25 protein-coding genes are annotated in these 26,323 nt (G+C 74.4%); 12 read left to right on the top strand and 13 right to left on the bottom strand.

The features are described from left to right. The first annotated feature begins 39 nt into the window (after positions 1–39). Positions 40–708 (top strand): serine/threonine protein kinase, encoded by a 669-nt coding sequence (locus G3I42_RS07710; RefSeq protein ID WP_164283633.1) that lies wholly within the window; start codon positions 40–42, stop codon positions 706–708. A 3-nt stretch (positions 709–711) separates the two neighbouring features. On the opposite strand, the gene G3I42_RS07705 is transcribed toward G3I42_RS07710, so the two are convergent. After that, positions 712–987, bottom strand: a complete 276-nt coding sequence (locus G3I42_RS07705; RefSeq protein ID WP_164283631.1) for a hypothetical protein — start codon at positions 985–987, stop codon at positions 712–714. A gap of 133 nt (positions 988–1,120) precedes the next feature. On the opposite strand from G3I42_RS07705, the gene G3I42_RS07700 reads away from it, so the two are divergent. Together G3I42_RS07700 and G3I42_RS07695 are read left to right on the top strand one after the other, a co-directional pair. Continuing rightward, positions 1,121–1,588: an NUDIX domain-containing protein gene (locus G3I42_RS07700; RefSeq protein WP_164283629.1), complete on the top strand. Its 468-nt coding sequence runs from the start codon at positions 1,121–1,123 to the stop codon at positions 1,586–1,588. A 116-nt stretch (positions 1,589–1,704) separates the two neighbouring features. Beyond that, on the top strand, positions 1,705–3,102 hold the full coding sequence (locus G3I42_RS07695) for an NADP-dependent succinic semialdehyde dehydrogenase (RefSeq protein ID WP_164283627.1): 1,398 nt from the start codon (positions 1,705–1,707) through the stop codon (positions 3,100–3,102). Between the two features lie 82 nt (positions 3,103–3,184). On the opposite strand, the gene G3I42_RS07690 is transcribed toward G3I42_RS07695, so the two are convergent. Genes G3I42_RS07690 through G3I42_RS07680 form a run of 3 tightly spaced genes read right to left on the bottom strand, consistent with a single transcriptional unit; the run spans position 3,185 to position 6,872 of the window. Next, a complete protein-coding gene (locus tag G3I42_RS07690; RefSeq protein ID WP_164283625.1) occupies positions 3,185–5,302 on the bottom strand; it encodes a xanthine dehydrogenase family protein molybdopterin-binding subunit in 2,118 nt (705 codons plus the stop codon). Further along, positions 5,299–6,309 carry a xanthine dehydrogenase family protein subunit M gene (locus G3I42_RS07685; protein ID WP_164283623.1) on the bottom strand — a complete coding sequence of 337 codons (1,011 nt, stop codon included), beginning with the start codon at positions 6,307–6,309 and terminating at the stop codon, positions 5,299–5,301. The genes G3I42_RS07690 and G3I42_RS07685 overlap by 4 nt, the downstream gene beginning before the upstream one ends. Beyond that, on the bottom strand, positions 6,306–6,872 hold the full coding sequence (locus G3I42_RS07680; RefSeq protein ID WP_164283621.1) for a 2Fe-2S iron-sulfur cluster-binding protein: 567 nt from the start codon (positions 6,870–6,872) through the stop codon (positions 6,306–6,308). Before G3I42_RS07680 ends, G3I42_RS07685 begins: the two co-directional genes overlap by 4 nt. Positions 6,873–7,149: 277 nt before the next feature. Here G3I42_RS07680 and G3I42_RS07675 point away from each other — a divergent pair, with 277 nt between their 5' ends. Next, positions 7,150–7,437, top strand: coding sequence for a chaplin (locus G3I42_RS07675; RefSeq protein ID WP_164283619.1), 288 nt, complete (start codon positions 7,150–7,152; stop codon positions 7,435–7,437). A gap of 161 nt (positions 7,438–7,598) precedes the next feature. Here G3I42_RS07675 and G3I42_RS07670 read toward each other — a convergent pair whose 3' ends face one another. Continuing rightward, on the bottom strand, positions 7,599–8,465 hold the full coding sequence (locus G3I42_RS07670) for a tyrosinase family protein (protein ID WP_164283617.1): 867 nt from the start codon (positions 8,463–8,465) through the stop codon (positions 7,599–7,601). A 35-nt stretch (positions 8,466–8,500) separates the two neighbouring features. Beyond that, positions 8,501–8,932 carry a tyrosinase family oxidase copper chaperone gene (locus tag G3I42_RS07665; protein WP_164283615.1) on the bottom strand — a complete coding sequence of 144 codons (432 nt, stop codon included), beginning with the start codon at positions 8,930–8,932 and terminating at the stop codon, positions 8,501–8,503. A gap of 314 nt (positions 8,933–9,246) precedes the next feature. Between G3I42_RS07665 and G3I42_RS07660 the strand changes: the two genes are divergently transcribed. Further along, positions 9,247–11,067 carry a coagulation factor 5/8 type domain-containing protein gene (locus G3I42_RS07660; protein WP_239096320.1) on the top strand — a complete coding sequence of 607 codons (1,821 nt, stop codon included), beginning with the start codon at positions 9,247–9,249 and terminating at the stop codon, positions 11,065–11,067. A 133-nt stretch (positions 11,068–11,200) separates the two neighbouring features. Here the strand turns inward: G3I42_RS07660 and G3I42_RS07655 are convergent, their stop codons facing one another. Together G3I42_RS07655 and G3I42_RS07650 are read right to left on the bottom strand one after the other, a co-directional pair. Beyond that, positions 11,201–11,938 carry an SDR family oxidoreductase gene (locus tag G3I42_RS07655; RefSeq protein ID WP_164283613.1) on the bottom strand — a complete coding sequence of 246 codons (738 nt, stop codon included), beginning with the start codon at positions 11,936–11,938 and terminating at the stop codon, positions 11,201–11,203. A gap of 129 nt (positions 11,939–12,067) precedes the next feature. Next, positions 12,068–14,020: a S53 family peptidase gene (locus tag G3I42_RS07650; RefSeq protein WP_164283611.1), complete on the bottom strand. Its 1,953-nt coding sequence runs from the start codon at positions 14,018–14,020 to the stop codon at positions 12,068–12,070. A gap of 257 nt (positions 14,021–14,277) precedes the next feature. Here G3I42_RS07650 and G3I42_RS07645 point away from each other — a divergent pair, with 257 nt between their 5' ends. After that, positions 14,278–14,859 carry a TetR family transcriptional regulator gene (locus tag G3I42_RS07645; protein WP_164283609.1) on the top strand — a complete coding sequence of 194 codons (582 nt, stop codon included), beginning with the start codon at positions 14,278–14,280 and terminating at the stop codon, positions 14,857–14,859. Positions 14,860–14,891: 32 nt separating this feature from the next. Further along, positions 14,892–16,034, top strand: a complete 1,143-nt coding sequence (locus G3I42_RS07640) for an epoxide hydrolase family protein (RefSeq protein WP_164283607.1) — start codon at positions 14,892–14,894, stop codon at positions 16,032–16,034. A gap of 20 nt (positions 16,035–16,054) precedes the next feature. On the opposite strand, the gene G3I42_RS07635 is transcribed toward G3I42_RS07640, so the two are convergent. The 5 genes from G3I42_RS07635 to G3I42_RS07615 form a co-directional block, all read right to left on the bottom strand. After that, positions 16,055–17,056 carry a WYL domain-containing protein gene (locus G3I42_RS07635; protein WP_164283605.1) on the bottom strand — a complete coding sequence of 334 codons (1,002 nt, stop codon included), beginning with the start codon at positions 17,054–17,056 and terminating at the stop codon, positions 16,055–16,057. Positions 17,057–17,060: 4 nt separating this feature from the next. Next, positions 17,061–17,570, bottom strand: a complete 510-nt coding sequence (locus G3I42_RS07630) for an NUDIX domain-containing protein (RefSeq protein ID WP_164283603.1) — start codon at positions 17,568–17,570, stop codon at positions 17,061–17,063. Positions 17,571–17,660: 90 nt separating this feature from the next. Then, a complete protein-coding gene (lnt, locus tag G3I42_RS07625) occupies positions 17,661–19,256 on the bottom strand; it encodes an apolipoprotein N-acyltransferase (RefSeq protein WP_164283601.1) in 1,596 nt (531 codons plus the stop codon). An 87-nt stretch (positions 19,257–19,343) separates the two neighbouring features. After that, positions 19,344–19,949 carry a hypothetical protein gene (locus tag G3I42_RS07620; protein WP_164283599.1) on the bottom strand — a complete coding sequence of 202 codons (606 nt, stop codon included), beginning with the start codon at positions 19,947–19,949 and terminating at the stop codon, positions 19,344–19,346. Between the two features lie 83 nt (positions 19,950–20,032). Then, positions 20,033–20,815 carry an aspartate/glutamate racemase family protein gene (locus tag G3I42_RS07615; protein ID WP_164283597.1) on the bottom strand — a complete coding sequence of 261 codons (783 nt, stop codon included), beginning with the start codon at positions 20,813–20,815 and terminating at the stop codon, positions 20,033–20,035. Between the two features lie 112 nt (positions 20,816–20,927). Between G3I42_RS07615 and G3I42_RS07610 the strand changes: the two genes are divergently transcribed. From G3I42_RS07610 to G3I42_RS07590, 5 genes are all read left to right on the top strand, one after another. Next, positions 20,928–22,097 carry a glycosyltransferase gene (locus G3I42_RS07610; RefSeq protein ID WP_164283635.1) on the top strand — a complete coding sequence of 390 codons (1,170 nt, stop codon included), beginning with the start codon at positions 20,928–20,930 and terminating at the stop codon, positions 22,095–22,097. 311 nt (positions 22,098–22,408) lie between these two features. Then, entirely contained in the window at positions 22,409–22,882 is a 474-nt protein-coding gene (locus G3I42_RS07605) for a DUF6643 family protein (protein ID WP_164283595.1), read from the top strand. 231 nt (positions 22,883–23,113) lie between these two features. Continuing rightward, a complete protein-coding gene (locus G3I42_RS07600) occupies positions 23,114–23,959 on the top strand; it encodes an MOSC N-terminal beta barrel domain-containing protein (protein ID WP_164283593.1) in 846 nt (281 codons plus the stop codon). Between the two features lie 82 nt (positions 23,960–24,041). Next, entirely contained in the window at positions 24,042–24,647 is a 606-nt protein-coding gene (locus G3I42_RS07595; RefSeq protein WP_164283591.1) for a hypothetical protein, read from the top strand. Between the two features lie 157 nt (positions 24,648–24,804). Further along, a partial coding sequence (locus tag G3I42_RS07590; protein WP_203606495.1) for a right-handed parallel beta-helix repeat-containing protein occupies positions 24,805–26,323 on the top strand: 1,519 nt, incomplete at its 3' end.

Here is a 26,323-nt window from a genome sequence, read left to right as displayed (position 1 = left end):
CGCCCGGGCGCCGCCGTGCCGCGCCCGAGGACGGTCCCCATGCCTAGCGCGACTTCCCTGACAGCGACCGTGCTGGGCGCCTGCGCCCTGCTGACGTTCACCCCCCGCGCCCACGCGGACGGCGCCCCGGTCCGGGACCCCGTGACGGTCCGCGCGCAGGGCTCGACGGTCCGTCTCACGACCTCGGCGTGCCCCCGGGGCGGCACGGCGACCCTCGTCCCCGAAGGACGCGGCGCGGCGGACGCGGGGTACGCGGTGGACCTGGCGCCCGGCGGCCGTACCCGTACCGCCTCGTGGCTCGCGGTCGACGACGGGCGGTACGTGGCGCGCGTGCGGTGCGCCGACGGTACGCGGCTGAGCGGGGCCGCGGTCCGGGTGCCGGGACCCCTGCCGTCCCCGACCGTGACGCCGGAGCCGGAGGGCACGGGCACGGGCACGGGGGCCAAGGACGCACCGGTGCCGCGTCCGAGCGGGTCCGCGACGGCGAGCGCGTCGCCCGCCGACCCGTACGCGGACGCGGGAATGGCGGAGTCCCCGGCGGGCGTGCCCGGCGAGATGCCGAAGGGCGGGGTGCGGGGCGGGCTCGGCGGCAGCGCGAAGGCGGAGCGGGACTCGCCGGGCGCCTTCGACGCGGGGATCGCGCTCGTCGCGGCGGGCGGCGTGGGCGCGCTGGTGTGGTGGCTGCGCAGGAGGGTGTGGGGACGGTGAGTCTCAGCTCCGCCGCTCCCCCGGCAGCGCCTCGGCGATCCAGCCGATGGGCAGTTCCTCGTTGTCGACCGTGACCGCCTCGACCACGTCGTTCTCGGGATTGATGTCGGCCTCGACGCCCTCGCCCGCGAAGCGCGGATAGCCGCTCGTCCCCTCGGCGCCCGTCGGGCGGACGACGGCGCGGCGCAGTTCCGTGCCGTGGTCGAGGTGCCCCGCCTCGTCGGTGATCTGGGGCTTGAGCACGACGGTGTACGTGGGGTCGGCCGGCTTCGTTGTCATGGGCCCGGAGTGTAGGGCGGCCGTGCGCGCGGGCCGGGGCGCCGCGCCAGGGCCGCGCCCCGTACGGCCGCCGTGGAGGAGGCGTCGTGCCGGGGCCCGTGCGGGGCACGGTCCCCGGCGGGAGACTGGGCGCATGGCGATTCGGCGCAGCGCGGGCCTGCTGGTGCACCGCACGACGGACGAAGCGGCGCTCCAGGTGCTGCTCGGGCACATGGGCGGGCCGCTGTGGGCGCGCAAGGACGCGGGGGCCTGGTCGGTCCCGAAGGGCGAGTACGACGAGGAGGAAGCGCCCCTCGACGCGGCGGTGCGCGAGTTCACCGAGGAGCTGGGCGCCCCTCCCCCGCCGGGCCCGTACACGCCGCTCGGCGAGATCCGGCAGGGCGGCGGCAAGCACGTGACGGTGTGGGCCGTGCGCGGGGACTTCGACCCGGCGGCGCTGCGCCCGGGGACGTTCACGATGGAGTGGCCGCCGCGCTCGGGTCGCCGCCAGGAGTTCCCCGAACTGGACCGGGTCGGGTGGTTCGCTCCCGACGCGGCGCGCGAAAAACTCGTGAAGGCGCAGGGCGCGTTCGTGGACCGGCTCCTGGAGCACCTGGGCTGAGGCGGCCGGGGCATTCGGTGCCGCACGCGGGGCAGGTGTCCCGTACGGCCCCGTTTGCACGCCCGTGGCAGGCGCGCGAGCGTGGGAGAGGACGAGTACCTGCCAGGAGGAGAGCCATGCCCATCGCGACGGTGAACCCGGTCGACGGCGAGACGGTCGAGACGTTCGAGGCGCTGTCCGGGGACGAGGTGGAACGGCGGCTCGCGCTCGCGGACCGCACGTTCGCCACGTACCGTACGACGTCCTTCGCCGAGCGCGCGCGGCTGCTGCGCGCCGCCGCCGACCTCCTGGAGAAGGAGGAGGCGGAGATCGGGCGGACGATGACCCTGGAGATGGGCAAGACGTACGCGGCGGCGCGCGCGGAGGCGGCGAAGTGCGTCAAGGCGATGCGCTGGTACGCGGACCGCGCCGGGAAACTCCTCGCCGACGAGCACCCGGAGCAGGGCGACGTGGCGGACTCTGGGGCGCGCGCCGCGCGGGTCGTGTACCGGCCGCTCGGCGTCGTCCTCGCGGTCATGCCGTGGAACTTCCCGCTGTGGCAGGTCGTGCGCTTCGCCGCGCCCGCGCTGATGGCGGGGAACGTGGGGCTGCTCAAGCACGCGTCGAACGTCCCGCGCACGGCCCTCTACCTGGGCGATCTCTTCCGCCGGGCGGGCTTCCCCGAGGGCGCCTTCCAGTCGCTCCTGGTGCCCTCGTCGGCGATCGAGGCGATCCTGCGCGATCCGCGCGTGAAGGCGGCGACGCTCACGGGCAGCGAGCCGGCCGGACGCTCGGTCGCCTCGATCGCGGGTGACGAGATCAAGAAGACGGTCCTGGAGCTGGGCGGCAGCGACCCGTACCTCGTCCTGTCCTCGGCCGATGTCGCCAAGGCGGCCCGGACGGCGGTGACGGCGCGCGTGCAGAACAACGGGCAGTCGTGCATCGCGGCGAAGCGGTTCCTCGTGCACGCGGACGTGTACGAGGAGTTCGCGCGCGCTTTCGTCGCGGGTGTCGCGGCGCTGCGGGTCGGCGACCCGATGGACGAGAACACGGACGTGGGGCCGCTCTCCAGCGAGCAGGGCCGGGCGGACCTGGAGGAGCTGGTGGACGACGCGGTCGCGAAGGGCGCGCGGGTCCTGACCGGCGGGAAGCGGCCCGAGGACCGCGCGGCGGGCTGGTTCTACGAGCCGACGGTGCTCGCGGACGTCACCCCGAAGATGCGTATCCACCGCGAGGAGACCTTCGGCCCGGTCGCGACGCTCTACCGCTTCGCCGACCTGGACGAGGGCATCCGGCTCGCCAACGACACGTCGTTCGGGCTCAGTTCCAACGTGTGGACGCGGGACGCCGCCGAGAAGGAGCGCTGCGTGCGCGACATCGAGGCGGGCGGGGTGTTCTTCAACGGCATGACGGCCTCGCACCCGGCGCTCCCCTTCGGCGGCGTCAAGCGCTCGGGGTACGGGCGCGAGCTGGCGGGGCACGGGATCAAGGAGTTCTGCAACGTGACGACGGTGTGGGAGGGCCCCGAGGACTGAGCGGTCCTCCGGGAACAGGCGAGGGCGGTACGGGAGCGGGGCCCCCGAGGGTGATCGGGCGGCCCCGCTCCCGTCCGCGTGGTCAGGCCCCCGCCGTCTCCTCCCCCGCCAGTCCCGCGAGGATCTTGTCCGGCGTGAGCGGCAGGTCCCTGAAGCGGACGCCCGTGGCGTGGTGGACGGCGTTGGCGAGGGCGGCGGCGGTGCCGACGATGCCGATCTCGCCGATGCCCTTGCTGCCCATCGGGTTGAGGTGCGGGTCCTCCTCGTCGAGCCAGTCCGCCTCGATGTCCGGCGTGTCGGCGCAGGCCGGTACGTGGTAGGCGGCGAGGTCGGCCTCGACGAAGGCGCCCGAGGCCGGGTCGAGCGAGCTGCCCTCGGTGAGGGCCATGCCGAGGCCCATGACCATGCCGCCCCTGAACTGGGAGCGCGCGGTGCGCGAGTTGAGGATGCGGCCCGCCGCGTAGTGGCCGAGGAGGCGCCGGGCGCGCACCTCGCCGGTCACGGTGTCGACCTGCACCTCGGCGAAGTGCGCGCCGAAGGCGTGGCGCGCGTACGGGGACTCGGCGCCCGCGAGGTCGGTCGTGTCGGAGGCGACGGTGAGCCCTTCGGCGGGTACGGAGCCGCCGGACTCGCCGAGGGCTTCGAGGAGTTCCGTGCACGCCTGGTGGACGGCCCAGCCCCAGGACGCCGTGCCGGAGGAGCCGCCCGCGAGCGGGGCGCGGGGCAGGTCGCTGTCGCCGAGGGCGAGCGTGACGCGGTCGAGCGGGGCGCCGAGCGTGTCGGCGGCGATCTGCGCGAGGACGGTGCGGGCGCCCGTACCGATGTCGGTGGCGTTGATCCGTACCGCGTACGTCCCGTCGGGGCGGGCGGTGACCTCGGCCGTCGACGGCGAGACGAGGACCGGGTACGTCGCCGCCGCCACGCCGGTGCCGAGCAGGAGGCGGCCCTCGCGGCGCACGCCGGGGCGCGGGTCGCGGGTGTGCCAGCCGAAGCGCTCCGCGCCTTCGCGCAGGCACTCGACGAGGTGGCGGCTGCTGAAGGGGCGGCCCGAGTCGGGCTCCGCTTCGGGCTCGTTGCGCACCCGTAGCGCGACGGGGTCGATCCCGGCGGCCTCGGCGAGTTCGTCCATCGCCGATTCGAGCGCGAACATGCCGGAGGCCTCGCCGGGGGCGCGCATCCAGGAGGGGCTGGGGACGTCGAGGGGCAGGACGCGGTGGGTCGTGCGGCTGTGCGGCGAGGTGTACATGACGCGGGCGGGGACGGCGGCCTGTTCGACGAACTCCTTGATCCGCGAGGTGTGCGTGATGATCTCGTGGGCCAGGGCGCTGATCGTGCCGTCCTCGGCGGCGCCGAGCCGCACGCGGTGCAGGGTCGGGGCGCGATGCCCGACGACGGCGGGCAACTGGCGGCGGGGCAGGGCGAGTTTGACGGGTCGCCCGACGTGCAGGGCCGCGAGGGCGGCGAGCACGGGCTGCGGGCGCGGGGTGCCCTTGGAGCCGAAGCCGCCGCCGACGTGCGGGGAGTGGACGGTGATGTCCTCCTCGGGCATGCCGAAGAGCGTGGCGAGGGCGGTGCGCACGGCGTTGGTGCCCTGGCTGCTGTCGTGGACGACGAGCCGGCCCGCGTCCCACGTGGCGACGCTCGCGTGCGGCTCCATGGGGTGGTTGTGGAGCGGGGGGATGCGGTAGGTGCGGTCGACGCGGACGGGGGCGCCGGCGAAGGCGTCGGCGAAGTCGCCGCGTTCGCGGTCGGTGGGGTTGCCGCCGTTCGCGTCGTGCGGGCGGTAGATGCCGGTGTGTCCCGGGCGCAGTTCCACGTCGTGCGGGTCGGTCTCGTAGTCGACGCGCAGGGCGAGCGCACCGGCGCGGGCCGCCTCCAGGGTCTCGGCGACGACGACGGCGACGTACCAGCCGAAGTGCGGGACGCGCGGGTCCTGGAGGACGTGCAGCGTGGGGTCGTCGGGTACGGCGAGGGAGCGGGCGTTCTCGTGGCTGAGGACGGCGAGGACCCCGGGCAGGCGCAGGACCTCGGCGTCGTGCACGGCGGTGACGCGTCCGGAGGCGATGCCGGCGGGGACGGGCCAGGCGTGGGCGAGGCGGGAGGGGAGGTGCTCGGCGGCGTAGCGGGCGGTCCCGGTGACCTTGGCGCGGCCCTCCGCGCGCGGGACGCCGGTGCCGAGGACGGGGGCGGGGGTGTTCACGGCTGCGGCTCCGGGGCGCTGTGGGCGGTGGCGAGGTCGGCGAGGGTCGCGACGGCGAGTTCCCTGGCGAGGGGGACCTTGAAGGCGTTGTCGGGCTGGGGGTCCGCCTGGGCGAGTTCGGCGTCGGCGGCGCGGCGGAAGGTCTCCTCGTCGGCGCGCGCCCCGGTGAGGACGTCCTCGGCGCGCAGGGCTCGCCAGGGCCGGGGCGCGACGCCGCCGAAGGCGAGCCTGGCCTGCCGGACGGTGCCGTCGGGGTCGAGGCGCAAGGCGGCGGCGACCGAGACGAGGGCGAAGGCGTAGGAGGCGCGGTCGCGGGCCTTGCGGTACGCCGAGGGGGCTCCGGCGGTCGCGGGCGGCAGCGTGACGGCGGTGATGAGTTCGCCGGGGGCGAGGGTCGTGTCGCGTTCGGGGTGGGCGCCCGGCAGCCGGTGGAGTGCGGTGACGGGGAGGGTACGGGTGCCTTCGGCTCCCTCGACGGTGAGTTCGGCGTCGAGCGCGGCGAGGGCGACGGCCATGTCGGAGGGGTGCGTCGCGAGACAGGACGGGGAGGCGCCGAGGATCGCGAGATCGCGGCTGTGGCCCTCGACGGCAGCGCAACCGCTGCCGGGGGCGCGTTTGTTGCAGGGCTGGGCGAGGTTCTGGAAGTAGGGGCAGCGGGTGCGCTGGAGGAGGTTGCCGCCGGTCGTGGCGGCGTTGCGGAGCTGCCCGGAGGCTCCGGCGAGGAGCGCCTGGGAGAGGACGGGCCAGTGGGCGCGGACGCGGGGGTGCGCGGCGAGGTCGCTGTTGCGGACGTTGGCGCCGACGCGCAGGCCGCCCTCCGGGGTGGTCTCGACGGTGTCGAGGGGCAGGGCGCTGATGTCGACGAGGATCGCGGGGGTCTCGACGCCGAGTTTCATGAGGTCGACGAGGTTGGTGCCGCCGCCGAGGTAGCGGGCCGCCGGTGCGCTCGTGTGGGCCTCGATCGCCTCGGGGACGGTGCGGGCGCGGACGTAGCCGAAGGGTTTCACCGGGCCACCTCCTCGACGGCGGCCACGAGGTGCGGGTAGGCGCCGCAGCGGCACAGGTTGCCGCTGAGCCGTTCGCGGATCTCGGCGGCGTCCAGCGGTACGGGCCCGGGCGGGCGCCCTGGCGGGGTGACGAGCGAGGGGTGTCCGGCCTCGGCCTCGGCGAGGACGCCGAGCGCGGAGCACAGTTGTCCGGGTGTGCAGTAGCCGCACTGGTAGGCGTCGTGGGCGAGGAACGCCTCCTGGAGCGGGTGGAGCCGCTCCCCGTCCGCGAGGCCCTCGACGGTGGTGACCTCGGCGTCCTGGCACGTGACGGCGAGGACGAGGCAGCTGTTGACGCGCCGTCCGCCGAGGAGCACGGTGCACGCGCCGCACTGGCCGTGGTCGCAGCCCTTCTTGGTGCCAGTGAGGTCCAGGTGTTCGCGCAGCAGGTCGAGGAGCGCGGTGCGGTGGTCGAGGGCGGGAACGTCGTACTCGGTGCCGTTGACACGGAGGGTGAGGTCCGAGTGGTGGGGGGTCTCGGCGCTCAAGCGGGGCTCGGCGGGGGTGTTCTCCGCTGGGGGCACGGGCTTCCTTTCCTGGGTACGCGGTGGGGCGGGCGTCCGGCGGGCCGGCGCGGGCGCGGGCGTCCCGCTGCTGGTCATGGGTGGTGCGGGGGCCGTGGTGCCGGGTCAAGAGTGCGGGGGCGGGTGCCTCGCGGCCCGGCGGGCGCGGGCGGGAGGGGGCTCCGTCACCCGACTGCCACACGCGGCGGCGCGGAGCGTGACCCGTCGTGTGCCCGCGCGTTGGAGAGGACACAGCGGTCACGGGGTGTGGCCGCTGCCTCTTGGAAGGAACACAGACATGTCGCGTATCGCGAAGACCGCCGCCGTTCTCGCGGGCACGGGTGCCCTGGTCGCGTCCGGCGCGGGCCTCGCCGCCGCCGACGCCGGTGCCCAGGGCCTGGCCGCCGGTTCCCCGGGCGTCCTCTCGGGCAACGCCGTGCAGGTCCCGATCCACCTCCCCGTGAACCTGTGCGGCAACACGATCGACGTCATCGGCCTGCTCAACCCGGCGTTCGGCAACACGTGCGCCAACGTCGACGGTGGCCACGACCACGGTGGCTACGGCGACGAGGGCTACGGCAGCTGAGCCACCCGGCCCCGTGTGACGGCGGTCCGACCGGGCCCCCGTGCGGCCCGGTCGGACCCCGGCGGTGACGAGGAACGGCCCCGGAGCGTGCTCGCGCTCCGGGGCCGCCGCGTGTCTGCGCGTCCGCGTGTCCGCGCGTCCGCGCGTCCGCGCGTCCGCGGTCAGGCGTACCGGTAGATCCGGCTGTGGTCGAGCAGTTCCGAGGGTTTCACGTGCCACGGCGGCATGGGGTCCTCCAGCGTCGGGACGCGGCCCCGCTGGGAGTTGCCGAGCGGGAGCGGCCGGTCGGGCAGGTAGCCGGAGCCGGGGTGGGCGTGCTGCCAGCGGGACCAGACGAGGTCGACGAAGGCGTGGTGGAGCCAGAAGACGGGATCGTTGGGCGAGGCGCCGCTGAGCATCGTGCCGCCGACCCAGCGGTGGACGCGGTTGTGGTTGCGCCAGCGGGCGTTGCCCCGGCCCGTGCCCCAGCCCTCCAGTTTGTTGCGGAAGCCGCGGGAGGCGGTGGAGTCCCAGGGCGGGGAGTCGTACGTGGGGTCGGAGGCGGCCTCGTCCAGGTCCCGGACGGTGGGCAGGTCCATGGGGTCCTGGGGGCGGCCGAAGGCGCGGCGCAGGTAGGGGCGGTCGTCGGTGGACTCGGTGAGGGTCCAGTCGCCGTGCGCGTGGGCGAAGGCCCCGGTGGTGACCTGCTGGTCGGAGGCGCGCCCGTTCCCGCCGAGGAAGTCGTCGCGCCACAGGGCGGCCTTGGCGGTGCGGTCCTTCGTCCAGTCCCAGTAGGGGACGGTGACGCGCGCGTCGATCTTGCGCAGGTCGCGTTCGAACTCCAGCAGGAACCGGCGGTGCCAGGGCAGGAAGGAGGGCGTCATGTGGGCGGCGCGCAGGCCCTTCGAGCCGTCGGAGGTGTAGTAGCGGATGTGGGTGCGGACGTAGTCGTCGTAGCGTCCTGAGCGTTTGAGCGCGAGCACGGCGGCGACGAAGCGCGCGCGCTCGGCGGCGCTCAGGTCGCGCTGGTTCTTGCGGGTGTACGTCATCGGGCGGTCCCTCCTGCGGGTCGCTCGGCCGCGCGTCAGGCGCCGTGGGCGGGGGTGCTGAGCCGGGCGCCGCCGAGTTCGTCGACGGCGGCGCGGGCCGCCGCCCGGGGGCTGGGGTACGGGGTGAAGTGGTCGACGGCGCTGACGAAGCCGCCGCCCGCGCGGGGCATGAGGTGCAGAGCGCGGCCGTCGATCGTGGCCCAGTCGGGGCCGTACGCGAGTTCCCTGCCCCGGTAGGTCTCGGCGGCTCGGGGCCCGGGGGCCGGTGAGGGGGGCGCTCCGGTGGTGCGCAGGAGCGGGGTGAGGGCGCCCGCGGTCCCGGCGAGGCCGGTGAGGGCGAGGAGGGCGCCGAGGAGGCCGCGGCGGCGCGGGCGCGGGGGTGCGGAAGGGGCGGGCGGGGCGGTTTCGGGGGGTGCGGAGAGGTGCTCGGGGAGCGGTGCGTGTTCGAGGGGGGTGAGTGCGGCCATACGGGCGGGGCTCCGTCCTCGTCGTCGAGTGCGCTGGTGGGGGCGGGGGTGCCGCCCGCCGGGCACAACGAGCGGGGCGGGGGGCGGTTGCTCGCCCGTACGGCTTCATCGATCGGAAGCCGAAGGCACGAGGGGCGCGCGGCGGGCCGTGAAGGGCCTCAATCCCCTGCGAATCGCCCTGGATAACAAGGAACCGGGAAACAGGAGTTGAAGGCAATGGGGGGCCAAAAACCCATCCGTGCACAGGACTTGACGTGTTCGTAACAGCGGTGAAGCATCGTCACGCACAGTCCGCGACCCTTGGAGTGGCGCAGATGCCCTTTCCCCCCACGAAGTCCCGCACCGATCCCCCCACCGGTTCTCCCCACAGAACCACCGGGTCCCCCCGTTCGCGCGGCCGGCGCCGCGCGACCGTACTCACCACCGTCTCGGCCCTGCTCACGCCGTTGTTCCTGCTCGCACCCACGGGGCAGGCGACGGCCGCGGACCTGCCGGGCGGCGGGGACCTGGGGCCGAACGTGAAGGTCTTCGACCCCTCGACCCCCGATATCCAGGGTCAGGTCGACACGATCTTCAAGCAGCAGGAGTCCGCCCAGTTCGGCGACGGGCGCTACCAGCTTCTGTTCAAGCCCGGTACGTACGACAACCTCAATGTCCAACTCGGCTTCTACACCTCGATATCCGGGCTGGGCCTGAGCCCGGACGACACCACCTTCAACGGTGACGTCACCGTGGACGCGGGCTGGTTCAACGGCAACGCCACGCAGAACTTCTGGCGTTCGGCGGAGAACCTGGCGCTCAACCCCGTCAACGGCACGGACCGCTGGGCCGTCGCGCAGGCCGCGCCGTTCCGCCGGATGCACGTCAAGGGCGGGCTCAACCTCGCCCCCGACGGGTACGGCTGGGCCAGTGGCGGCTACATCGCCGACAGCAAGATCGACGGCGAGGTCGGCCCGTACTCGCAGCAGCAGTGGTACACGCGTGACAGCACGGTCGGCGGGTGGACCAACGGCGTGTGGAACATGGTGTTCTCGGGGGTGAACGGCGCCCCGGCGCAGGGCTTCCCCGAGCCGCCGTACACCACCTTGGACTCGACGCCCGTCTCACGTGAGAAGCCGTTCCTGTATCTGGACGGGAACGACTACAAGGTGTTCGTCCCCGCCAAGCGCGAGAACGCGCGCGGCACCACCTGGGAGGGTGGCAACCCGGCGGGCGAGTCGCTCTCGCTCGACCAGTTCTACGTGGTCAAGCCGGGTACGAGCGCCGACACGATCAACCAGGCCGTCGAGCAGGGCCTGCACCTGCTCTTCACGCCCGGCGTGTACCACGTGGACAAGCCGATCGAGATCAACCGTCCCGACACGGTCGTGCTCGGCCTCGGCTACGCGACGATCGTGCCGGACGGCGGCGCGACCGCGCTGCGCGTCGGCGACGTGGACGGCGTGAAGGTGGCCGGTCTCCTCGTGGACGCGGGCACCACCAAGTCGGACGCGCTCGTCGAGGTCGGCACGAAGGGGACGCACACCGATCACGCGGCGAACCCCACCTCGCTCCAGGACGTCTTCATCCGGGTCGGCGGCGCCGGCCCCGGCAAGACGGACAACGGCATGGTGATCAACAGCGACGACACGATCATCGACCACACCTGGATCTGGCGGGCCGACCACGGCGACGGGGTCGGCTGGGAGACCAACCGCGCGGACTACGGGTTCACGGTGAACGGCGACGACGTCCTCGCGACGGGTCTGTTCGTCGAGCACTTCAACAAGTACGACGTGCTGTGGAACGGTGAGCGCGGGCGCACGATCTTCTTCCAGAACGAGAAGGCGTACGACGCGCCGAACCAGGCCGCGGTCCAGGACGGCACCACGAAGGGCTTCGCGGCGTACAAGGTCGCGGACTCGGTGCAGACCCACGAGGGCTGGGGGCTCGGCAGTTACTGCAACTTCACCGCCGACTCCTCGATCCAGCAGGACAACGGTTTCCAGGCCCCGTCCCATCCGGGCGTGAAGTTCCACGACCTGCTCGTGGTCTCGCTCGGCGGCATGGGCCAGTACAACCACGTCATCAACGATGTCGGCGGCGCCACCTCGGGCTCCGACACGATCCCCTCGCAGGTGGTGTCCTGGCCGTAAGCGGCCCGGTACCCCCTCCCCCGAGGACAGCCGGGGCCCGGTCACCTTCGCCGGACGGTGGCCGGGCCCCGGCCCGTGCCGTGGCGGGGGCGGCGGTACGGGGACGGGGCGGGGCAGCGCGTACCGGCTCCGCTCAGCGGCCCCCCGTCACCCGCAGGACCGCCCCGGTCGCGTACGAGGACTCGGGCGACAGGAACCAGGCGACGGCCGCGGCGATCTCGGAGAGTTCGCCGACGCGGCGCAGCGGGACCCCGGCGGCCATCCGCGCCGGGCGCTCGGGGTCGGGGTGGAAGTCGCTCACCACGGCGCCGGGGGCGACGGAGTTGACGCGGATGCCGGAGGGGCCGACCTCCTTGGAGAGGCCGATGGTGAGCGCGTCGACGGCGGCCTTGCTCGCCGCGTAGTGGATGAACTCGCCGGGCGAGCCGAGCGTCGCGGCGCCGGAGGAGATGTTGACGATCGCTCCGCCGACGCCGTCGCGCTCCCAGTCGCGCACCACGCGGCGCGCGCACAGCAGACAGCCCAGGATGTTGACGTCCAGGGCGCGGCGCATCCCGGCGGCGTCCGCGTCGGCGAGCCGGCCGATCGGGCCGCTGATGCCCGCGTTGTTGACGAGCCCGGTGACGGGGCCGAGTTCCCTCGCCGCGACGTCGAAGAGCCGCTCGACGTCCGCCTCGTCCGCCGTGTCCCCGCCGACGGCGACGGCCTTCACGCCCTCCGCCCGCGCGGCCTCGGCGACGGCCTCGGCCTCCTCGCGGCCCGTGTGGTACCCCACGGCGACGTGGTGCCCGTCGGCGGCGAGGCGGGCGACGACGGCGGCGCCGATCCCCCTGCTGCCGCCCGTGACCACGGTGACTTGCTGACCTGGCATGACGTCTCCTCCGGCTTGCTCGGTGCGGCCACCCTAGAACGGGCCCGGAAACCGCCCGGCCCCGGTACGCGCGGGGCGTACCGGGGCCGGGCGGGCGGCACCGGGCCGGGGAGGCGGCCCGGCGCGGGTTCAGCGCCTGCGGAAGGACTTCAGGTAGCCGCCGGCCGGGGTGCCGACGCCGGTGACGTCGTCGTAGCCGGGAACCGCCTTGAGCGAGGCGTCCTTGCCGAGGACCCGCAGCGTGGTCTTCGTACCGGCGCTGTCGTCGTAGCCGTTGACGTAGTCGGTGCGGACGACCGCGAGCCCCTTGCCCTGGCCCAGCGGGCTGTCGGTGACGTCGTGGTAGGCCGAGGTGCCGTACCGGTCGTAGATCGCCGGGTTGGCGAAGCCGATCGGGACACCGTGCTGCGCCTGCTGCGCGAGGGCCTGCACACCGGCGACGACAGGGGCGGACAGCGAGGTGCCGCCGATGCGGTACTCGTCGTACTGGAGCGAACCGTCCGGGAAGGTCTGCGTCTGGCCCACGAGGAAGCCGGTGTTCGGGTCGCCGACCGCCGCGATGTCCGGCACGGTGCGCATGGCCTGCTCGCCGTTGGCCTTGGCGAGCTTCCCCGGCACCACTCCCCGCTGGTAGAAGGGCTGCTCGACGAGCTTGCTGGTGCCGCCGCCCGCGCCCGAGGTGTAGGCGCCGGGGAAACCGGTCCAGGAGTCGCCGTCGGCGGCGAGCGGGGCGTTCTGCGTGCCCCAGCCGGTCTCCCACTGGTACTTGTCGCCCTTGCCGACCGCGAGCGAGGTGCCGCCGACGGCGGTGACCCACGCGGAGTTGACCGGCATGTCGACCTGCTTCGTCCCGCTCGACGCGACGTTGTCGCCGTCGTCGCCGGAGGAGAAGTAGAAGCCGATGCCCTCGACCGCGCCGCGCTGGAAGACCTGGTCGTAGGCTGCGGCGCTGGCCGTCGTCTCGTTCGACTCCAGGTCGCCCCAGGAGTTGGAGACGATGTCGGCGAGACGCCCGTCGACGATCTTGCCGAGCGAGTCGAGCAGGTCGTCGTCGTAGCAGGACGCGGCACCGGCGTAGACGATGTTCGCGTCCGGGGCGACGGCGTGCACGGCCTCGACGTCGAGGGTCTCCTCGCCGTACCAGCCGGAGGCGCCGCACTCCTCGATGCTGTTGTAGTCCGTGGGCAGGACCTGGGTGAGCTGGCCCTTGCGGTACTTCTGGTCGCCGTTGCGCTTCGCGTACTGGCTCGCGTCGGCGGCGATGGTGGGCGAGGCGTAGGCGTCGGTGATGGCGACGGTGACGCCCTTGCCGGTCTCCTTGCCCGCGCCGTACGCCGCACGCAGCTGCTTGCCCGTGTAGCCCTTGACGGCGTACGGGGCCTTCGAGCCGAAGGCCGAGGGCAGCTTCTTGTTCGTCTTCGAGCCGAAGTACGTGGAGAAGGGCCCGGCGTTGCGGAAGACGGCGTCCGGCGGGGGCAGCGTCTCGTCGTGCCGCGCCTTGTGCGGGGCGTTGTCGAGGCCCGTCACGGTGAGGACGGCGCCGTGCAGCGAGGCCGGCACGGAGGGGGCCGAGAGCGGCGCGTGGTAGGTGTGGCCGCTACGCGCGTAGTTGTGCAGCTTGGTGGAGAAGGCGCGCTCGACGGCGGAGGCCCGGCCGCTGACGGTCAGGTAGTTCTGGTTCCGGTCGGTGACCTTGAGACCGGCGCCGTGCAGCCAGGAGGTGATCTCGCTGATCTGCCGCGCGTCGGCGCCGAAGCGCTCCTGCGTCTGCCGCGCGGTGAGGTACTTGCCGTAGGCGGGCGAGGAGGGGTCGGAGACCTCGGTGGCGTAGCGGGCGAGGCCCGCCGCGTCACGCCCGGCCAGGTAGACGCGGACGGTGAGCTGCTTGCCCGCGGACAGGGCGCCGCGGTCGGCGGAGTCCTTGGCCCAGTGCGGAGTGAGTCCGGCGAGGGTCTGGCGCGTCGCGGAGTGGCCGGAGTCGGCGGACGCCGCGGGGACGGCGAGCGCGAGACACCCGACGGCCAGCGGCAGCGCGGCGGCCCGCACCAGCGCGGCGCGCGAACGGGGACGGACAGGTCTCATGAAACCCCCTGGGGTGACGGAGGGATGAGGTGCGGTCTTCCAGGACACGGCCGCACGCACCGTTCACTCTGTCGATCAAGTGTTCACGTGGGGTCCATGCGTTGGTCTGGGAAGTGCCAAGGGCGCCCCACGGAGACACCAAAGCGATCCACAAGTGGCCTTTCCCCAAAGGGACATGACGCGCTTTCCGGCACCACTCCCCCACCCCGCTCCACCCTTCGCACCCTTCCGTACATCCATGTTGTACATTTGTTCTTATGGAGCAGGAGGACAGCCGGACGAACGGTGCGCGACGGCGCCCGCGCAGGCACGATCCCGCGCGCAGGACGCGGGTGCTCGACGCGACGCTCGACGTGCTCGTGAGCGACGGCGCCGCCGGGATCACCCACCGCAAGGTGGCCGCGCGGGCCGACGTACCGCTCGGCTCCGTCACGTACCACTTCGCGAGCCTCGCCGAGCTCCAGGCCGCCGCCTTCGCGCGCTATGTCGCGCTGCGCGCCGAGGAGTTCGCCGCCGCCTTCGCCGAGGTGCGGGACCGTGCGGGGCTGCTCGACGTGCTCGTCGCGCAGGTGCGGGAGGTGAGGGAGCGGCGGCGCAGCGCCGTCCTCGGCTTCGAGCTGCACCTCGCCGCGCTGCGCGATCCGGCCTTGCGGGCGCTCACCGAGGAGTGGACGGCGGCGAGCCGCGCCGTCCTCGCCCGCTTCACCGGCCCCGTGGCGGCGGGCCGCGTCGACGCGTTCCTGGAGGGGCTGATCCTGCACGCCCTGCTCGCCCCGACGCCCGAGCCCGAGGAGAGCACGCGCGCCGCGCTCGCCGGACTCCTCGACCTGCCCGCCTGACCCCCACCGGCACGAACCTCCCGGAGCCTCCCGTGCTCGACCGCCCCCTCCTCTCCGTCCCCGACGCCGCGCTCGAGGACTTGCGGGCCCGCTTGCGCGCCGCGCGGCTGCCCCGGGCCTGGCCGGGGGTCGCGCCGTGGGCCGCGGGCACCGAGCCCGCCGAGCTGCGGCGGCTCGTCACGTACTGGGCGGAGGGCTTCGACTGGCGCGCCCGCGAGGCCGAACTCAACGCGCTCCCCTCGCACTTCGCCGATATCGACGGCACTCCGGTGCACTACCTGCGGTTCGACGCCGAGCGGGCGGACGCGCTGCCGCTGGTCCTGACGCACGGCTGGCCCAGCTCCGTGCTCGAACTCGTCCCGCTCGCCCGCCGCCTCGCCGAGCCCACGCGTCACGGCGGCGAACCCCGCGACGCCTTTACGGTCATCGTGCCCTCGCTCCCCGGCTACGCTTTCTCACCGCCGCGTCCCGCGCCGGGCGGTCCGCAGCAGACGCACGAGGTGTGGCACCGCCTGATGCGCGAGCACCTCGGCTTCGCCCGGTACGGAGCGCACGGCGGCGACCTCGGCGCGGGCATCACCGCGCGGCTCGCGGAGGCGTACCCCGAGGAGGTCACCGGCATCCACGTGCTCGCGGTGCCCGCCCCGGCGGAGCCGCGGGACCTGGACGCGGAGGAGCGCGCGTATCTCGACGAGGTCGCGCGGTGGCAGCGGAGCGAGGGCGGCTACCAGCACGAGCAGAGCACGCGCCCGCTCACCTTGAGCCCGGCCCTCGCCGACTCCCCCGCCGGGCTGCTCGCGTGGCTCGTGGAGAAGTACCGCGCCTGGACGGACGGCGGCGGTGGGCCGGGGGCCGGGCTGAGCGACGACTACGTCCTGACGCAGGCGTCGCTGTACTGGTTCACGGACACGATCTCGACCTCGTTCCTGCCGTATTGGGAGTACGACCAGGGTCTGACCCGTCGCGTCACGCGTGCCCCCGTCCCCGCCGGCGTCGCCGTCTTCCCGGCCGACCTGACGCGTCCGCCGCGCCGCTGGGCGGAACGCACCCTCGATGTCGCGCGCTACACGGTCATGCCGCGGGGTGGGCATTTCGCGGCGTGGGAGGAACCGGAGCTTCTGGCGGAGGACTTGAGGGCGTTCTTCAGGGAGCGGCGCGGCACGGCCGCGTCGTGAGACGCGTGCCGGGCCGGCGCTCAGGGGGCCGTCCGGTAGCGCTCCGCGAGGGCCCGGGCGTGCGCCGTGAAGCGGGCGCGCAGAGCGGGCGGGGCGAGGACTTCGGCGGCGGCGCCGAGCGGGGCGAGCTGGTCGAAGGCGATGTCCTCGGACTCGGTGCGGACCGTGACGGTGACGCGTCCGTCCGGTTCCGGCGTGCCGGGTGCCAGGGTCTCCGTGCTCGCGGGGCCGAGCGCGGCGGGCAGGCGGCGCAGGCCCTCGGGGGTCAGGCGCAGCGTGACGGGGGTGCGCGGCAGGGCGCGGGCGAAGCGCTCCGCCTCGGTGCGCCAGTGCGCGGCGAGGTCGAAGGGGGCCAGGCGCGTGAAGGGCTCGCCCGGTTCGAGCGCGGTGAGGCGTTCGACGCGGTAGGTGCGCCACGCGGCGGTGCGGGTGCCCTCGCCGGGGACCCGTCCGACCACGTACCAGACCCCGGCTTTGAGGACGAGCCCGTAGGGCTCGTAGTCGCGGCGGACGGTGCGGGCGGGGCGGTCCTCGCGCGCGGGGCGCGCGTAGCCGAGGCGGACCGTGCGGTCGTCCCACACGGCGCGGGCGAGGGCGGGGAGGAGCGGGGGCGCGGCCGGTTCGCGGAACCAGGCGGGGGCGTCGAGGTGGAAGCGGCGGACGGAGGACTCGGCGGCGGCGCGCAGTGAGGGGAGCAGGGTGGCGGCGAGTTTGAGGCGCGCGGTGCCCGCCGCCTGGGCGAGGCCGAGGTCGGCGAGCGCGGTGGGCAGTCCGCCGAGGTAGAGGGTCTCGGCCTCGGTGGGGTGCAGGCTCGTGAGCCGGGTGCGGTGCCCGGGGGCGAGGTGGTAGCCGCCCGCCCGGCCGCGCTCGGCCCGTACCGGGATGCCCGCCTCCTGGAGCGCCCGCGCGTCGCGGATCACGGTGCGTTCGGAGACCTCCAGCTCACGGGCGAGCGCGGCGGCGGTGAGGCCGGGCGAGGACTGGATGAGCAGGGCCATGCGCAGGAGGCGGGCGGCTCGCACCGGCTCAGAGCGCCGCGGCGTTCCGGTCGTCCACCTCGGCCTGGGTGCGCGCGAACCACGCGGACTCGCCCGCGTCGAGCGCGCGCTCGATGCGGAAGAGCGAGAAGCGCTCCAGGGGCGGGAGGGCGTCGAGCGCGAACCAGGCGACCTCCAGGGACTCCTCGTCGGCGACGAACGCCTCGCCGCCCGTGGCGCGGCAGCGGAAGGTGATGTCGAGGAACTGGCAGCGGTCGCCGTTGGGGTAGACGATCGGCTTGAGGGTCTCGACGAGGACGAGGCGTTCGGCCTCGCAGTGCACGCCGGTCTCCTCCAGGACCTCGCGGACGATGGTCTCGGCGGGCTGTTCGTCCGGTTCGCAGATCCCGGCGGGCAGTGCCCATCTGCCGGTGTCGGCGCGGCGCCCCAGGAGGAGGCGTCCCGCGTCGTCGAGGACGACGCCGTTGACGCCGGGCAGGAGGAGAAGATCCTGGCCGATCTTCTCGCGCAGGCCGAGGATGAATTCCGGAGTGGGCATACCTCCGACCCTATCGGGGGCGCCGGCAGAGGGTGCGGCTGGTGGGGGCCCCGCACCGGACGGAGGCCCCCACGAACAGGCGCTCGGGGTTCAGGCGGCGCGGCGCCCCCGTACGCCCCGCGTGATCGCCCAGGCGAGACCGCCGGCCGCGACCACGACGAGGGCCATCTCCGGGGCGATGCCCAGCCGCGTCGCCGGGGTCCTGGACGTACGGAGCGGGACGTCGTCGACGAGTGTCGCGGGGACGAACATGCCGGTGCGCTGGACGATCTTCCCGTCGGGGCGGATGACGGCGCTGACGCCGCTCGTGACCGGCACGGTGACGCTGCGGCTGTGCTCGACGGCGCGGACGCGGGACATGGCGAGCTGCTGGTAGGTCATCTCGCTGCGGTCGAACGTCGCGTTGTTGCTGGGGACGGAGATCAGCTCGGCGCCGTGGGTGACGGTGTCGCGCACGGTCCCGTCGAAGGCGGCCTCGTAACAGGTGGCGATGCCGACGCGGGTGCCGTCGATGGTGAAGACGCCGGGCTTCGTGCCGGGGGTGAAGTCCGAGGACATCGACACCCAGGACTCGTTGATCTTGGCGATCAGCGAACTCATCGGCATGTACTCGCCGAAGGGCTGGATGCGGCGCTTGTCGTACGTGGCCGTGGGGCCCTTGCCGGGCAGCCAGAGCACCTGTTCGTTGTAGAACTTGCCGTCGTCCTTCTCGACCGCGGCCCCGACCGAGATGGGCACCTTGATCGCCTGGGCCGCGCTGTCGATGGCCGCGCTCGCGTCGGGGTTCCGGAAGGGGTCGATGTCGGAGGAGTTCTCCGGCCACAGGACGAAGTCGGGGCGCTTGACCTCGCCGCGGTCGACGCGCTCCGCGAGCCGCTTGGTCTCCTTGACGTGGTAGTCGAGGACGGCGCGGCGCTGGGCGTTGAACTCCAGGCCCGCCTGCGGGACGTTGCCCTGGATCAGCGCCACCCGGGCCGTACCGGCCTCCGCCTCGTCCGAGACGAGCGCGCGCGAGGCGAAGGCTCCGGCGAGGGGCAGGAGGACCGCGACCCCGGCGGTGAGCGCGGCGGTACGGGGCAGGACGCCGCGCGCGCGGCGCTCGTACAGGGCCCGCCCGGCCGCGTACAGGCCGAAGCCGCACAGGACGACGGCGAAGCCGAGCACGGGGGTGCCGCCGAGCGCGGCGAGCGGCAGGAAGACGCCGTCGGCCTGGCCGAAGGCGACCTTGCCCCAGGGGAAGCCGCCGAAGGGGACGCGGGCGCGGGCGGCCTCGCCCGCCGTCCACAGTGCCGCCGCCCACAGCGGTGCGCCGGGCAGCCGCGAGACGGTGGCGATCCCCGCGCCGACGAGCGCGGCGAAGACGGCTTCGGCGGCGGCGAGCGCGAGCCAGGGGCCCGAGCCGACCTCGACGCCGGTCCAGACGAGGAGCGGGAGGAAGCAGCCCAGGCCGAAGAGGTAGCCGAGGCCGAGTCCCGCCTTCCAGCTCCGGCCGTGGAGGACCCAGGCGAGCAGGGCGAAGGCGGGGAGCGCGAGCCACCACACCGTACGGGGCGGGAAGCTCAGGTACAGGAGCACGCCGGCGAGCACGGCGCCGGCGGCGGGCACGAGGCGCAGCAGTCGCCGCCCGCCCCGGGACGACGGGGCGGGCGGCGAGGCTTCGTCCGGTGGGGACAGGGTGACGGTCACGCTCCGGAGTTTACGGCCGGGGGGCTGGGGGTGTGCCTGTGGCGTGGGTCTCGGGTGGGACGGGCCGCGTCGGCGCGTCCGGCCGGGTCACGCTCCGGCGGGTGTCTCGCCGGGGCCGCCGGGGGTTCCGTGGGCGCCGTGGGCGCCGTAGAGGTGCAGGCGTCTGCGGATCTCGTGCACGGCGGACTCGGCGTCGTCCACTGTGAAGGTGAAGGTACGGCCGTCGCCGAGGCGCAGGACGACGCCCTCGCCGCGGCGTACGACGACGGCGGTGCCGTGTTCCGGCCGCCAGCGGTAGCCGTAGCCGCCCCACTGGCGGGGGGTGACGGCGGGCGCGAAGTCGGCCTCGACGACGTGGGCGAGCGGGATGCTGCGGCGGGGTACGCCGATGTGGCCGCACCGGATTTCGAGGGTCGCGTGGTCGACACGGACGGCGACGCTCACGAAGGCGAGGGTGCCGAAGAGGATGAGGAGCCCGGCGAGCAGACAGCCGACGACCGACATGGCGAGGGCCGCGACGCCGGAGGTCCAGGTGGAGTTGACCGCGAGGGCGATGCCGAGGGCGACACAGGCGACACCGGCGAGGGCGAGTACCCATTGCACGCGGTTCGTCGCGGTACCCGTCCAGACCTCGGGATGGGCGCCGGCCGCCGCCGGGCCCGTGGGCGCGTCGTCATGGGGTGGATGCCTCATGGCGCCGAGGGTACTCAGAATCGGCGCGCCGGGAGGCTCCCGCGCACGGGTGCGTCCGGTGGAACCGGACACACCCGGCCCCCTCAGCGCGCGGCGCCGACCCCGGCGAGGAGGCGGCCCTCGGCGTAGGCGAGCGCCTCCCGCGGCAGGGGTTCCCCGACGCCGCCGAGGAGGACCGTCAGCTCGCCCGTTCGGGTGACGTCCACGGGTCCGCCCGCGGCGCGGCGCAAGGCCTGCGCGGCGACGGCGGGGGCGGAGCCGAGCAGGGTGGGCGGGTTCCCGCCGGGGCGGGTGAGGGCCGCGGCGATACGGGAGCCGACCAGCTCGTAGTGCGTGCAGCCGAGCACGACGACGCGGACGCCCGCGGGGGTGCGGGCGGCGGCATCGGCGATGGCGGCCTCGGTCGCGGCCTCGTCGGCGTGCTGCACGGCGTCGGCGAGCCCGGGGCAGGCCACCTCGTGGACGTTGCCGCCGGGCGCGAATTCGGCGATGAGGCGGCGCTGGTAGGCGCTGCCGGTCGTGGCGGGCGTGGCCCAGATCGCGACGGGGGCGCCGAAGGCGGCGGCGGGCTTGATCGCGGGGACGGTGCCGATGACGGGGAAGGTGTCCTCGAAACGCTCGCGCAGGGTGGGGAGCGCGTGCACCGACGCGGTGTTGCAGGCGACGACGAGCGCGTCGGGCTCGTGCGCGGCGGCGGCCTCGGCGGCACCGAGCGCGAGGCGCGTGATGTCCTCGGAGGTGCGCGGTCCCCACGGCATCGAGGCCGGGTCGCTGGAGAGCACGAGGTCAGCGTCGGGCCGCAGGCCGCGTACCGCGGCGGCGGCGGGGAGCAGGCCGATACCGGAATCGAGGAGCGCGATCTTCACCCGGCCACTTTATGTCATGGGGTGACGTTTCCGGTCGGCCCCGGCGGCGGGCGCATGTCCGGTCGGGGGCGGCGTCCTGGCTGGTGGCAGACTGCCGCGCGTGAGTGCCGTCATGTGGATCGCCGTTCTGTCCCTCGTGTCCTGGGTGTGGATGCTGCTCGCCCAGGGCCTCTTCTGGCGCACCGACGTCCGGCTGCCGCGGACCGGCGGGGAACCGGAGCGGTGGCCCTCGGTGGCGATGGTGGTGCCCGCGCGCGACGAGGCGGAGGTGCTGCCGCTCAGCCTTCCCTCGCTGCTCGCGCAGGAGTACCCGGGGCGCGCGGAGGTCGTGCTCGTCGACGACGGCAGTACGGACGGGACGGGCGAACTGGCGCGGGAGCTGGGGCGGCGCCCGGGAGCCCTGCCGTTGCGGGTCGTCTCGCCGGGCGAGCCGCCGCGCGGGTGGACGGGGAAGCTGTGGGCGATGCGGCACGGCATCGCGCTCGCCCGCGAGCACTCCCCCGACTTCCTTCTCCTCACGGACGCGGACATCGCGCACGAGCCGGACAGCCTGCGCCGTCTCGTGACGGCGGCGGACGGGGCGGGGCTCGACATGGTCTCGCAGATGGCGCGGCTGCGGGTCGCGAGCGGGTGGGAGCGGATGGTGGTCCCCGCGTTCGTCTACTTCTTCTCGCAGCTCTATCCCTTCCGCAGGGTCAACAGGCCCGCCTCGCGGACGGCCGCGGCGGCGGGCGGCTGCGTGCTGCTGCGGACGCGGACGGCGGAGGCGGCGGGCGTCCCCGACGTGATCCGGCAGTCCGTGATCGACGACGTCGCCCTGTCGCGCGCGGTCAAGCGGGTGGGGGGCCGCATCTGGCTCGGGCTGGCCGACCATGTCGACAGCGTCCGGCCCTACCCGGCGCTGCGCGACCTGTGGCGGATGGTCTCGCGCAGCGCGTACGCGCAGTTGCGGCACAACCCGCTGGTCCTGCTCGGCACCGTGCTCGGTCTCGCGCTCGTGTACCTCGTCCCGCCGTGCGCCCTGGTGGCCGGGCTGCTCACGGGTTACGGGACGACGGCGCTCGCGGGCGGGCTCGCCTGGCTCGTCATGGCGGGCACGTACCTGCCGATGCTGCGTTACTACCGGCAGCCGTGGTGGCTCGCGCCGCTGCTGCCCGTGACGGCCTTCCTCTACCTGCTGATGACGGTGGACTCGGCGGTGCAGCACTACCGGGGGCGTGGCGCGGCGTGGAAGGGCAGGACGTACGCGGCGCCGGAGGCGGTGGAGGCCGGCGAGGGGTGAACTCCCCTTCCGTGCGGGGGTGTCGGGGCGTCGCCTGTCCGTGTCCTGTGGACCGGTCAAGCGGCGTCCCGCACGCGGTCTCCCGGACGGGTGGCCGACCGGCGGAACCGGGACCCGGCGGGGGTCCGCGCGACACCCGGCGAACCCCGGGTAACGCCGCGGGAACATGCAATTCACGTTAATTTTCAGCAATCTGATGACCGTTTTGGTCGCCTTCGATCGCATTGCGGGCGGGGACCCGACAGGGACGCACAAAACAACCTTCTTATCGGTCTCCCCAACCAGCACATCGTGGGCTTAACTTATGTGCCATGACCTCCCCCCGCCCCACCTACGGCAGCGGCTACTATTCCGCGCCGTCCTTTCCGGACACTCCGATCTACGACTCGCTCGTAGCGGAGCGGGGCACACCGCAGATCGCGCCGATCCGGGTGCCGTCCCTGTACGAGCCGAGCGGGAGTTCCCTGCCCGCGCTCCCCCCGGCGCTGCCCGCCCTGCCGGCCGCGCCCGCCCCCGTTCCCCCGCCTCCCCCGGCGTACTACGGCCAGCCGCCGCAGCAGCAGCCCATGGCTCCGATGCCTCCCGCGCCGCAGCCGTACATCCCGCAGCAGCCCGCGCCGCAGCGCGGTGGCTACCCCGGGGTGCCGCAGCAGGGCGGCTACCGGCCCGCTCCGCAGCCCGCGACGGGCTACGAGACGATGCGCCCTCCGGCCCCGCGCCCGCAGCAGCCCGCGCCGGCCCCGTACCAGGACCCTTATCAGAGCGGCCCCTACCGGCCGTACTGAACGCGGCGCGAGCCGCCCCCGTCCGGGAAGCGCGACGCCCGGCACCGTGCCGCCCACCGGGCGCGCGGTGCCGGGCGTCGCGCGTTCGGGATCTGGGGCGGGATGGCCGCGTTCGGGGTGCTGCGACCGGATGGCGGCCGTCTGCGGCACGGAGGGGCGGGCAGGCCACGCGTCCGCCGGGGGAAGCCGGTGGGGACGAAGGCGCACGTGAGTGGTGGGAAAATGGCGCGCATGCCCGCGGTCTCGCTCGTCTCCGTCCATGTCCATCCGCTGAAGGCGGCCCGCGCCCTCGACGTCTCCGAGGCGGTCGTCGAGCCCTGGGGGCTCGCCGGGGACCGCCGGTGGATGCTCGTGGACGGCGAGGGGCGGCAGCTCACGCAGCGTGAGGAACCGCGCCTCGCGCTGCTGGACGTGCGGCGGCAGGACGACGGCGGGCTCGTGCTGAGCGGTCCGGGCCACGCCCCGTGCCACGTGCCGGTCCCGGCCGGGGAGAGCGCCGTCGTGCAGTTGTTCCGCGACAAGGTGGAGGTCGTCCCGGCCGCGGACGCCGCGTCGGCGTGGTGCGCCGCGTATCTGCGCCGTCCCGTGCGGCTCGTGCACCTCGGCGCGCCCGCGACGGCGCGCCCCGTAGACCCCGTGTACGCGCGGCCCGGCGACACCGTGAGTCTCGCGGACGGCTACCCGCTGCTGCTCACGAGCACGGCCTCGCTGGACGCCCTCAACTCCCTCATCGCCGTGGACGGGCTGAGCGCCGAGGGCCCGGTGCCGATGAACAGGTTCCGGCCCAATCTGGTCGTCTCGGGCGGCGCGCCGTGGGCCGAGGACGGCTGGGAACGCGTGCGGATCGGTGAGGTCCTCTTCCGGGTGACGAAACCGTGCGGGCGCTGCGTCGTGACGACCGTCGACCAGGCCACGGCGGTGCGCGGCAAGGAGCCGCTGCGGACCCTGGCGCGGCACCGCAGGCGGGAGGGGAAGGCGATGTTCGGCATGAACCTCGTGCCGGAGTCGGCCGGTTCGGTGCGCGTCGGTGACCGGCTGACGGTGGTCGGGGCGAGTGGCACGGGGGCGGTCGCATAGCCTGCTGCCCGCCGGGAACGGGTACGGCGGGGCGTGGACCGCGGGCGCCGGGCGGCGCGCGCGGGGAAGGGGGTGGCGTGTCGTGCGAGCCATCGTGGGGCTGTGGACCTGGCGGCACAATCCGTTGCGGCGCACGAGCGACCGGATCGAGGGCTGGGCCGGCCTGTCGACGCTTCTGCTGCTGCTCGTCCTCGTCCCGGTCGCCGGGGTGCAGGCCGCCTCGCACACGCGCGCCGCGCTGCTGCGGACCGTGGCGGAGCAGCGGCACGACCGGGTGCGGGTGAGCGCCACGGTGCTGGGCCCCGAGCGCGGCTCGCGTTTCGACACCGATCCCGAGACGGGGGCGGGGCGGGTCGGTGAGGTACGGGTACGGGCCGTGTGGACGGGCCCGGACGGTGTGCGCCGCACGGGTGTCGCGAACGCCCCGCTGACCGCGCCGCGCACGGGCGACGGCTTCCCCGTATGGACGGACGCGCGGGGCCGCCTGATGCCGCGTCCGCTCGACGTGGCGAGCGCCGAGGCGCACGCCTTCCTCGCGGGCGTCGGCGCGGGCACGGCGGCGGTCGTGCTCCTGGAGGGCGGGCGGCGGGTCCTGATGTGGCGGCTGCGGCGGGCGAGGCTCGTGGCCTGGGAACGGGAGTGGCGGCGCACCGGCCCGGACTGGGGGCGCGCGGGCACGGGAAGCTGACGGACGCACGCCGCGACGGGCCCGGGCACGTGCCGGTGGCCCGGGGCCGGACACGGTCAACTCCCGCTGTCCTCACACGCTACGGTGGACCGCGCGCCGGTCCGCAGGACACGCGTCATACTTCCCGCGTACGCACGAGGTGGGGGCACAGCAGCACATGGCACAGGGCACGGTCCAGGTGACGCACACCGGTACGTCGCGGTGGCGGCGCCGCACGGGCGAGTACGCCTCGCTCTCCGCCGCCCTGGAGGCCGCGGGGGACGGCGACGTCCTCAGCATCGGCCCGGGCACGTACCGGGAGAACCTCGTCGTGCGGCAGGCGGTGACATTGCGCGCCGTGGACAACGCGGCGGGTCCCGTCAGGATCGCGCCGACGGACGGCATCCCGCTCACCGTGCGCGGCGCCGCGCTCGTGCAGGGGCTGCACATCGAGGGGCAGGACTCGGCCGTGCCCGCCGTGCTGGTCGAGGACAGCGCGCCCGAGTTGGAGGGGCTGCGGATCATGACGCGGTCCGCCGTCGGCCTGGAGGTGCGCGGCGGGGCGCGGCCCACGGTGCGTGCCGTCACGGTGGACAACGCGGGGGGCCTCGGGATCGCCGTGCTCGCCGGGGCGAGCGGCATCTTCGAGGACTGCGAGGTGGTCGCGGCGGGCCAGTCGGGGATCGTGGTACGGGACGGGGCGCACCCGCGCCTGGAGCGCTGCCGGGTGCACCACGCCTCGGGCGCCGGCTTCGCCGTGACGGGCGAGGGCAGCGGGCTGGAGGCGATCGGCTGCGAGATCTACGAGATCAAGGGCTCGGCGCTCCAGCTGAGCCAGCGCGGCACCGCGTACCTGACGGACTGCGCCCTGCACCGTACGACGGCGAACGGCGTCACGCTCGACACGGACGCGGTGCTCACGCTCGCCGACTGCCGGCTGCACGACATCCCGGAGAACGCGGTGGACCTGCGCTCGCGCTCGGTCCTGACGCTGACCCGTTCCTCCGTCAGCCGCTTCGGCCGCAACGGCCTCTCGGTGTGGGACCCGGGCACGCGCGTGGACGCCAACCAGTGCGAGATCCACGACTCGACCGGCGACTACCCGGCGGTGTGGGTGAGCGACGGCGCGACGGCGGTGCTGGATTCCTGCCGCGTGCACGACGTGCCGGACGCGCTCTTCGTCCTCGACCGTGGCTCGCGCGTGGACGTCGTGGACAGCGATCTGGCGCAGGTGCGCAACACGGCGGTCTCGGTGAGCGACGGGGCGATCGCCCAGCTCGACGACTGCCGGATCACGAAGGCGTCGACGGGGGCGTGGTTCCGCGACCACGGCAGCGGCGGCACGCTGAGCGGGTGCGCGGTCGCGGACGTGCAGACCGGCGTCATCGTCACCAAGGGCGCCGATCCCGCGGTGGAGCGGTGCACGGTGACGGGCGCCGCCGAGTCCGGGTTCTACGTGTCGGCCGACGGGCGCGGCACGTTCACGTCCTGCAAGGTGAGCGACAGCGCGGGGTACGGCTTCCACCTCATCGGCGGGGACCGCACGACGCTGCGCCGCTGCCGTACCGAGCGGTGCGCGCGCGGCGGTTACGAGATCGCCGAGGGCACGGGGGGCAGCCCGGTCGTCGAGGACTGCGCGAGCGACGAGAGCGCGGCGGCCCCGGCCGCTCCCGCGGCGGCGGCGCCCGTGCTGCCGC

The sequence above is a fragment of the Streptomyces sp. SID11385 genome (assembly GCF_010548245.1).
Lineage (GTDB): Bacteria > Actinomycetota > Actinomycetes > Streptomycetales > Streptomycetaceae > Streptomyces.
The sequence above is the reverse complement of the archived record's forward strand: the minus strand, read 5'-3'. Positions and strand labels throughout refer to the sequence as shown.

Excerpts from the sequence above, each read along its gene's own strand:
- G3I42_RS07710 (WP_164283633.1), top strand. The coding sequence starts at position 40 with ATGCCTAGCGCGACTTCCCTGACAGCGACCGTGCTGGGCGCCTGCGCC.
- G3I42_RS07705 (WP_164283631.1), bottom strand. The coding sequence starts at position 987 with ATGACAACGAAGCCGGCCGACCCCACGTACACCGTCGTGCTCAAGCCC.
- G3I42_RS07700 (WP_164283629.1), top strand. The coding sequence starts at position 1,121 with ATGGCGATTCGGCGCAGCGCGGGCCTGCTGGTGCACCGCACGACGGAC.
- G3I42_RS07695 (WP_164283627.1), top strand. The coding sequence starts at position 1,705 with ATGCCCATCGCGACGGTGAACCCGGTCGACGGCGAGACGGTCGAGACG.
- G3I42_RS07675 (WP_164283619.1), top strand. The coding sequence starts at position 7,150 with ATGTCGCGTATCGCGAAGACCGCCGCCGTTCTCGCGGGCACGGGTGCC.
- G3I42_RS07670 (WP_164283617.1), bottom strand. The coding sequence starts at position 8,465 with ATGACGTACACCCGCAAGAACCAGCGCGACCTGAGCGCCGCCGAGCGC.
- G3I42_RS07665 (WP_164283615.1), bottom strand. The coding sequence starts at position 8,932 with ATGGCCGCACTCACCCCCCTCGAACACGCACCGCTCCCCGAGCACCTC.
- G3I42_RS07660 (WP_239096320.1), top strand. The coding sequence starts at position 9,247 with ATGCCCTTTCCCCCCACGAAGTCCCGCACCGATCCCCCCACCGGTTCT.
- G3I42_RS07655 (WP_164283613.1), bottom strand. The coding sequence starts at position 11,938 with ATGCCAGGTCAGCAAGTCACCGTGGTCACGGGCGGCAGCAGGGGGATC.
- G3I42_RS07650 (WP_164283611.1), bottom strand. The coding sequence starts at position 14,020 with ATGAGACCTGTCCGTCCCCGTTCGCGCGCCGCGCTGGTGCGGGCCGCC.
- G3I42_RS07645 (WP_164283609.1), top strand. The coding sequence starts at position 14,278 with ATGGAGCAGGAGGACAGCCGGACGAACGGTGCGCGACGGCGCCCGCGC.
- G3I42_RS07630 (WP_164283603.1), bottom strand. The coding sequence starts at position 17,570 with ATGCCCACTCCGGAATTCATCCTCGGCCTGCGCGAGAAGATCGGCCAG.
- G3I42_RS07620 (WP_164283599.1), bottom strand. The coding sequence starts at position 19,949 with ATGAGGCATCCACCCCATGACGACGCGCCCACGGGCCCGGCGGCGGCC.
- G3I42_RS07610 (WP_164283635.1), top strand. The coding sequence starts at position 20,928 with ATGTGGATCGCCGTTCTGTCCCTCGTGTCCTGGGTGTGGATGCTGCTC.
- G3I42_RS07605 (WP_164283595.1), top strand. The coding sequence starts at position 22,409 with ATGACCTCCCCCCGCCCCACCTACGGCAGCGGCTACTATTCCGCGCCG.
- G3I42_RS07600 (WP_164283593.1), top strand. The coding sequence starts at position 23,114 with ATGCCCGCGGTCTCGCTCGTCTCCGTCCATGTCCATCCGCTGAAGGCG.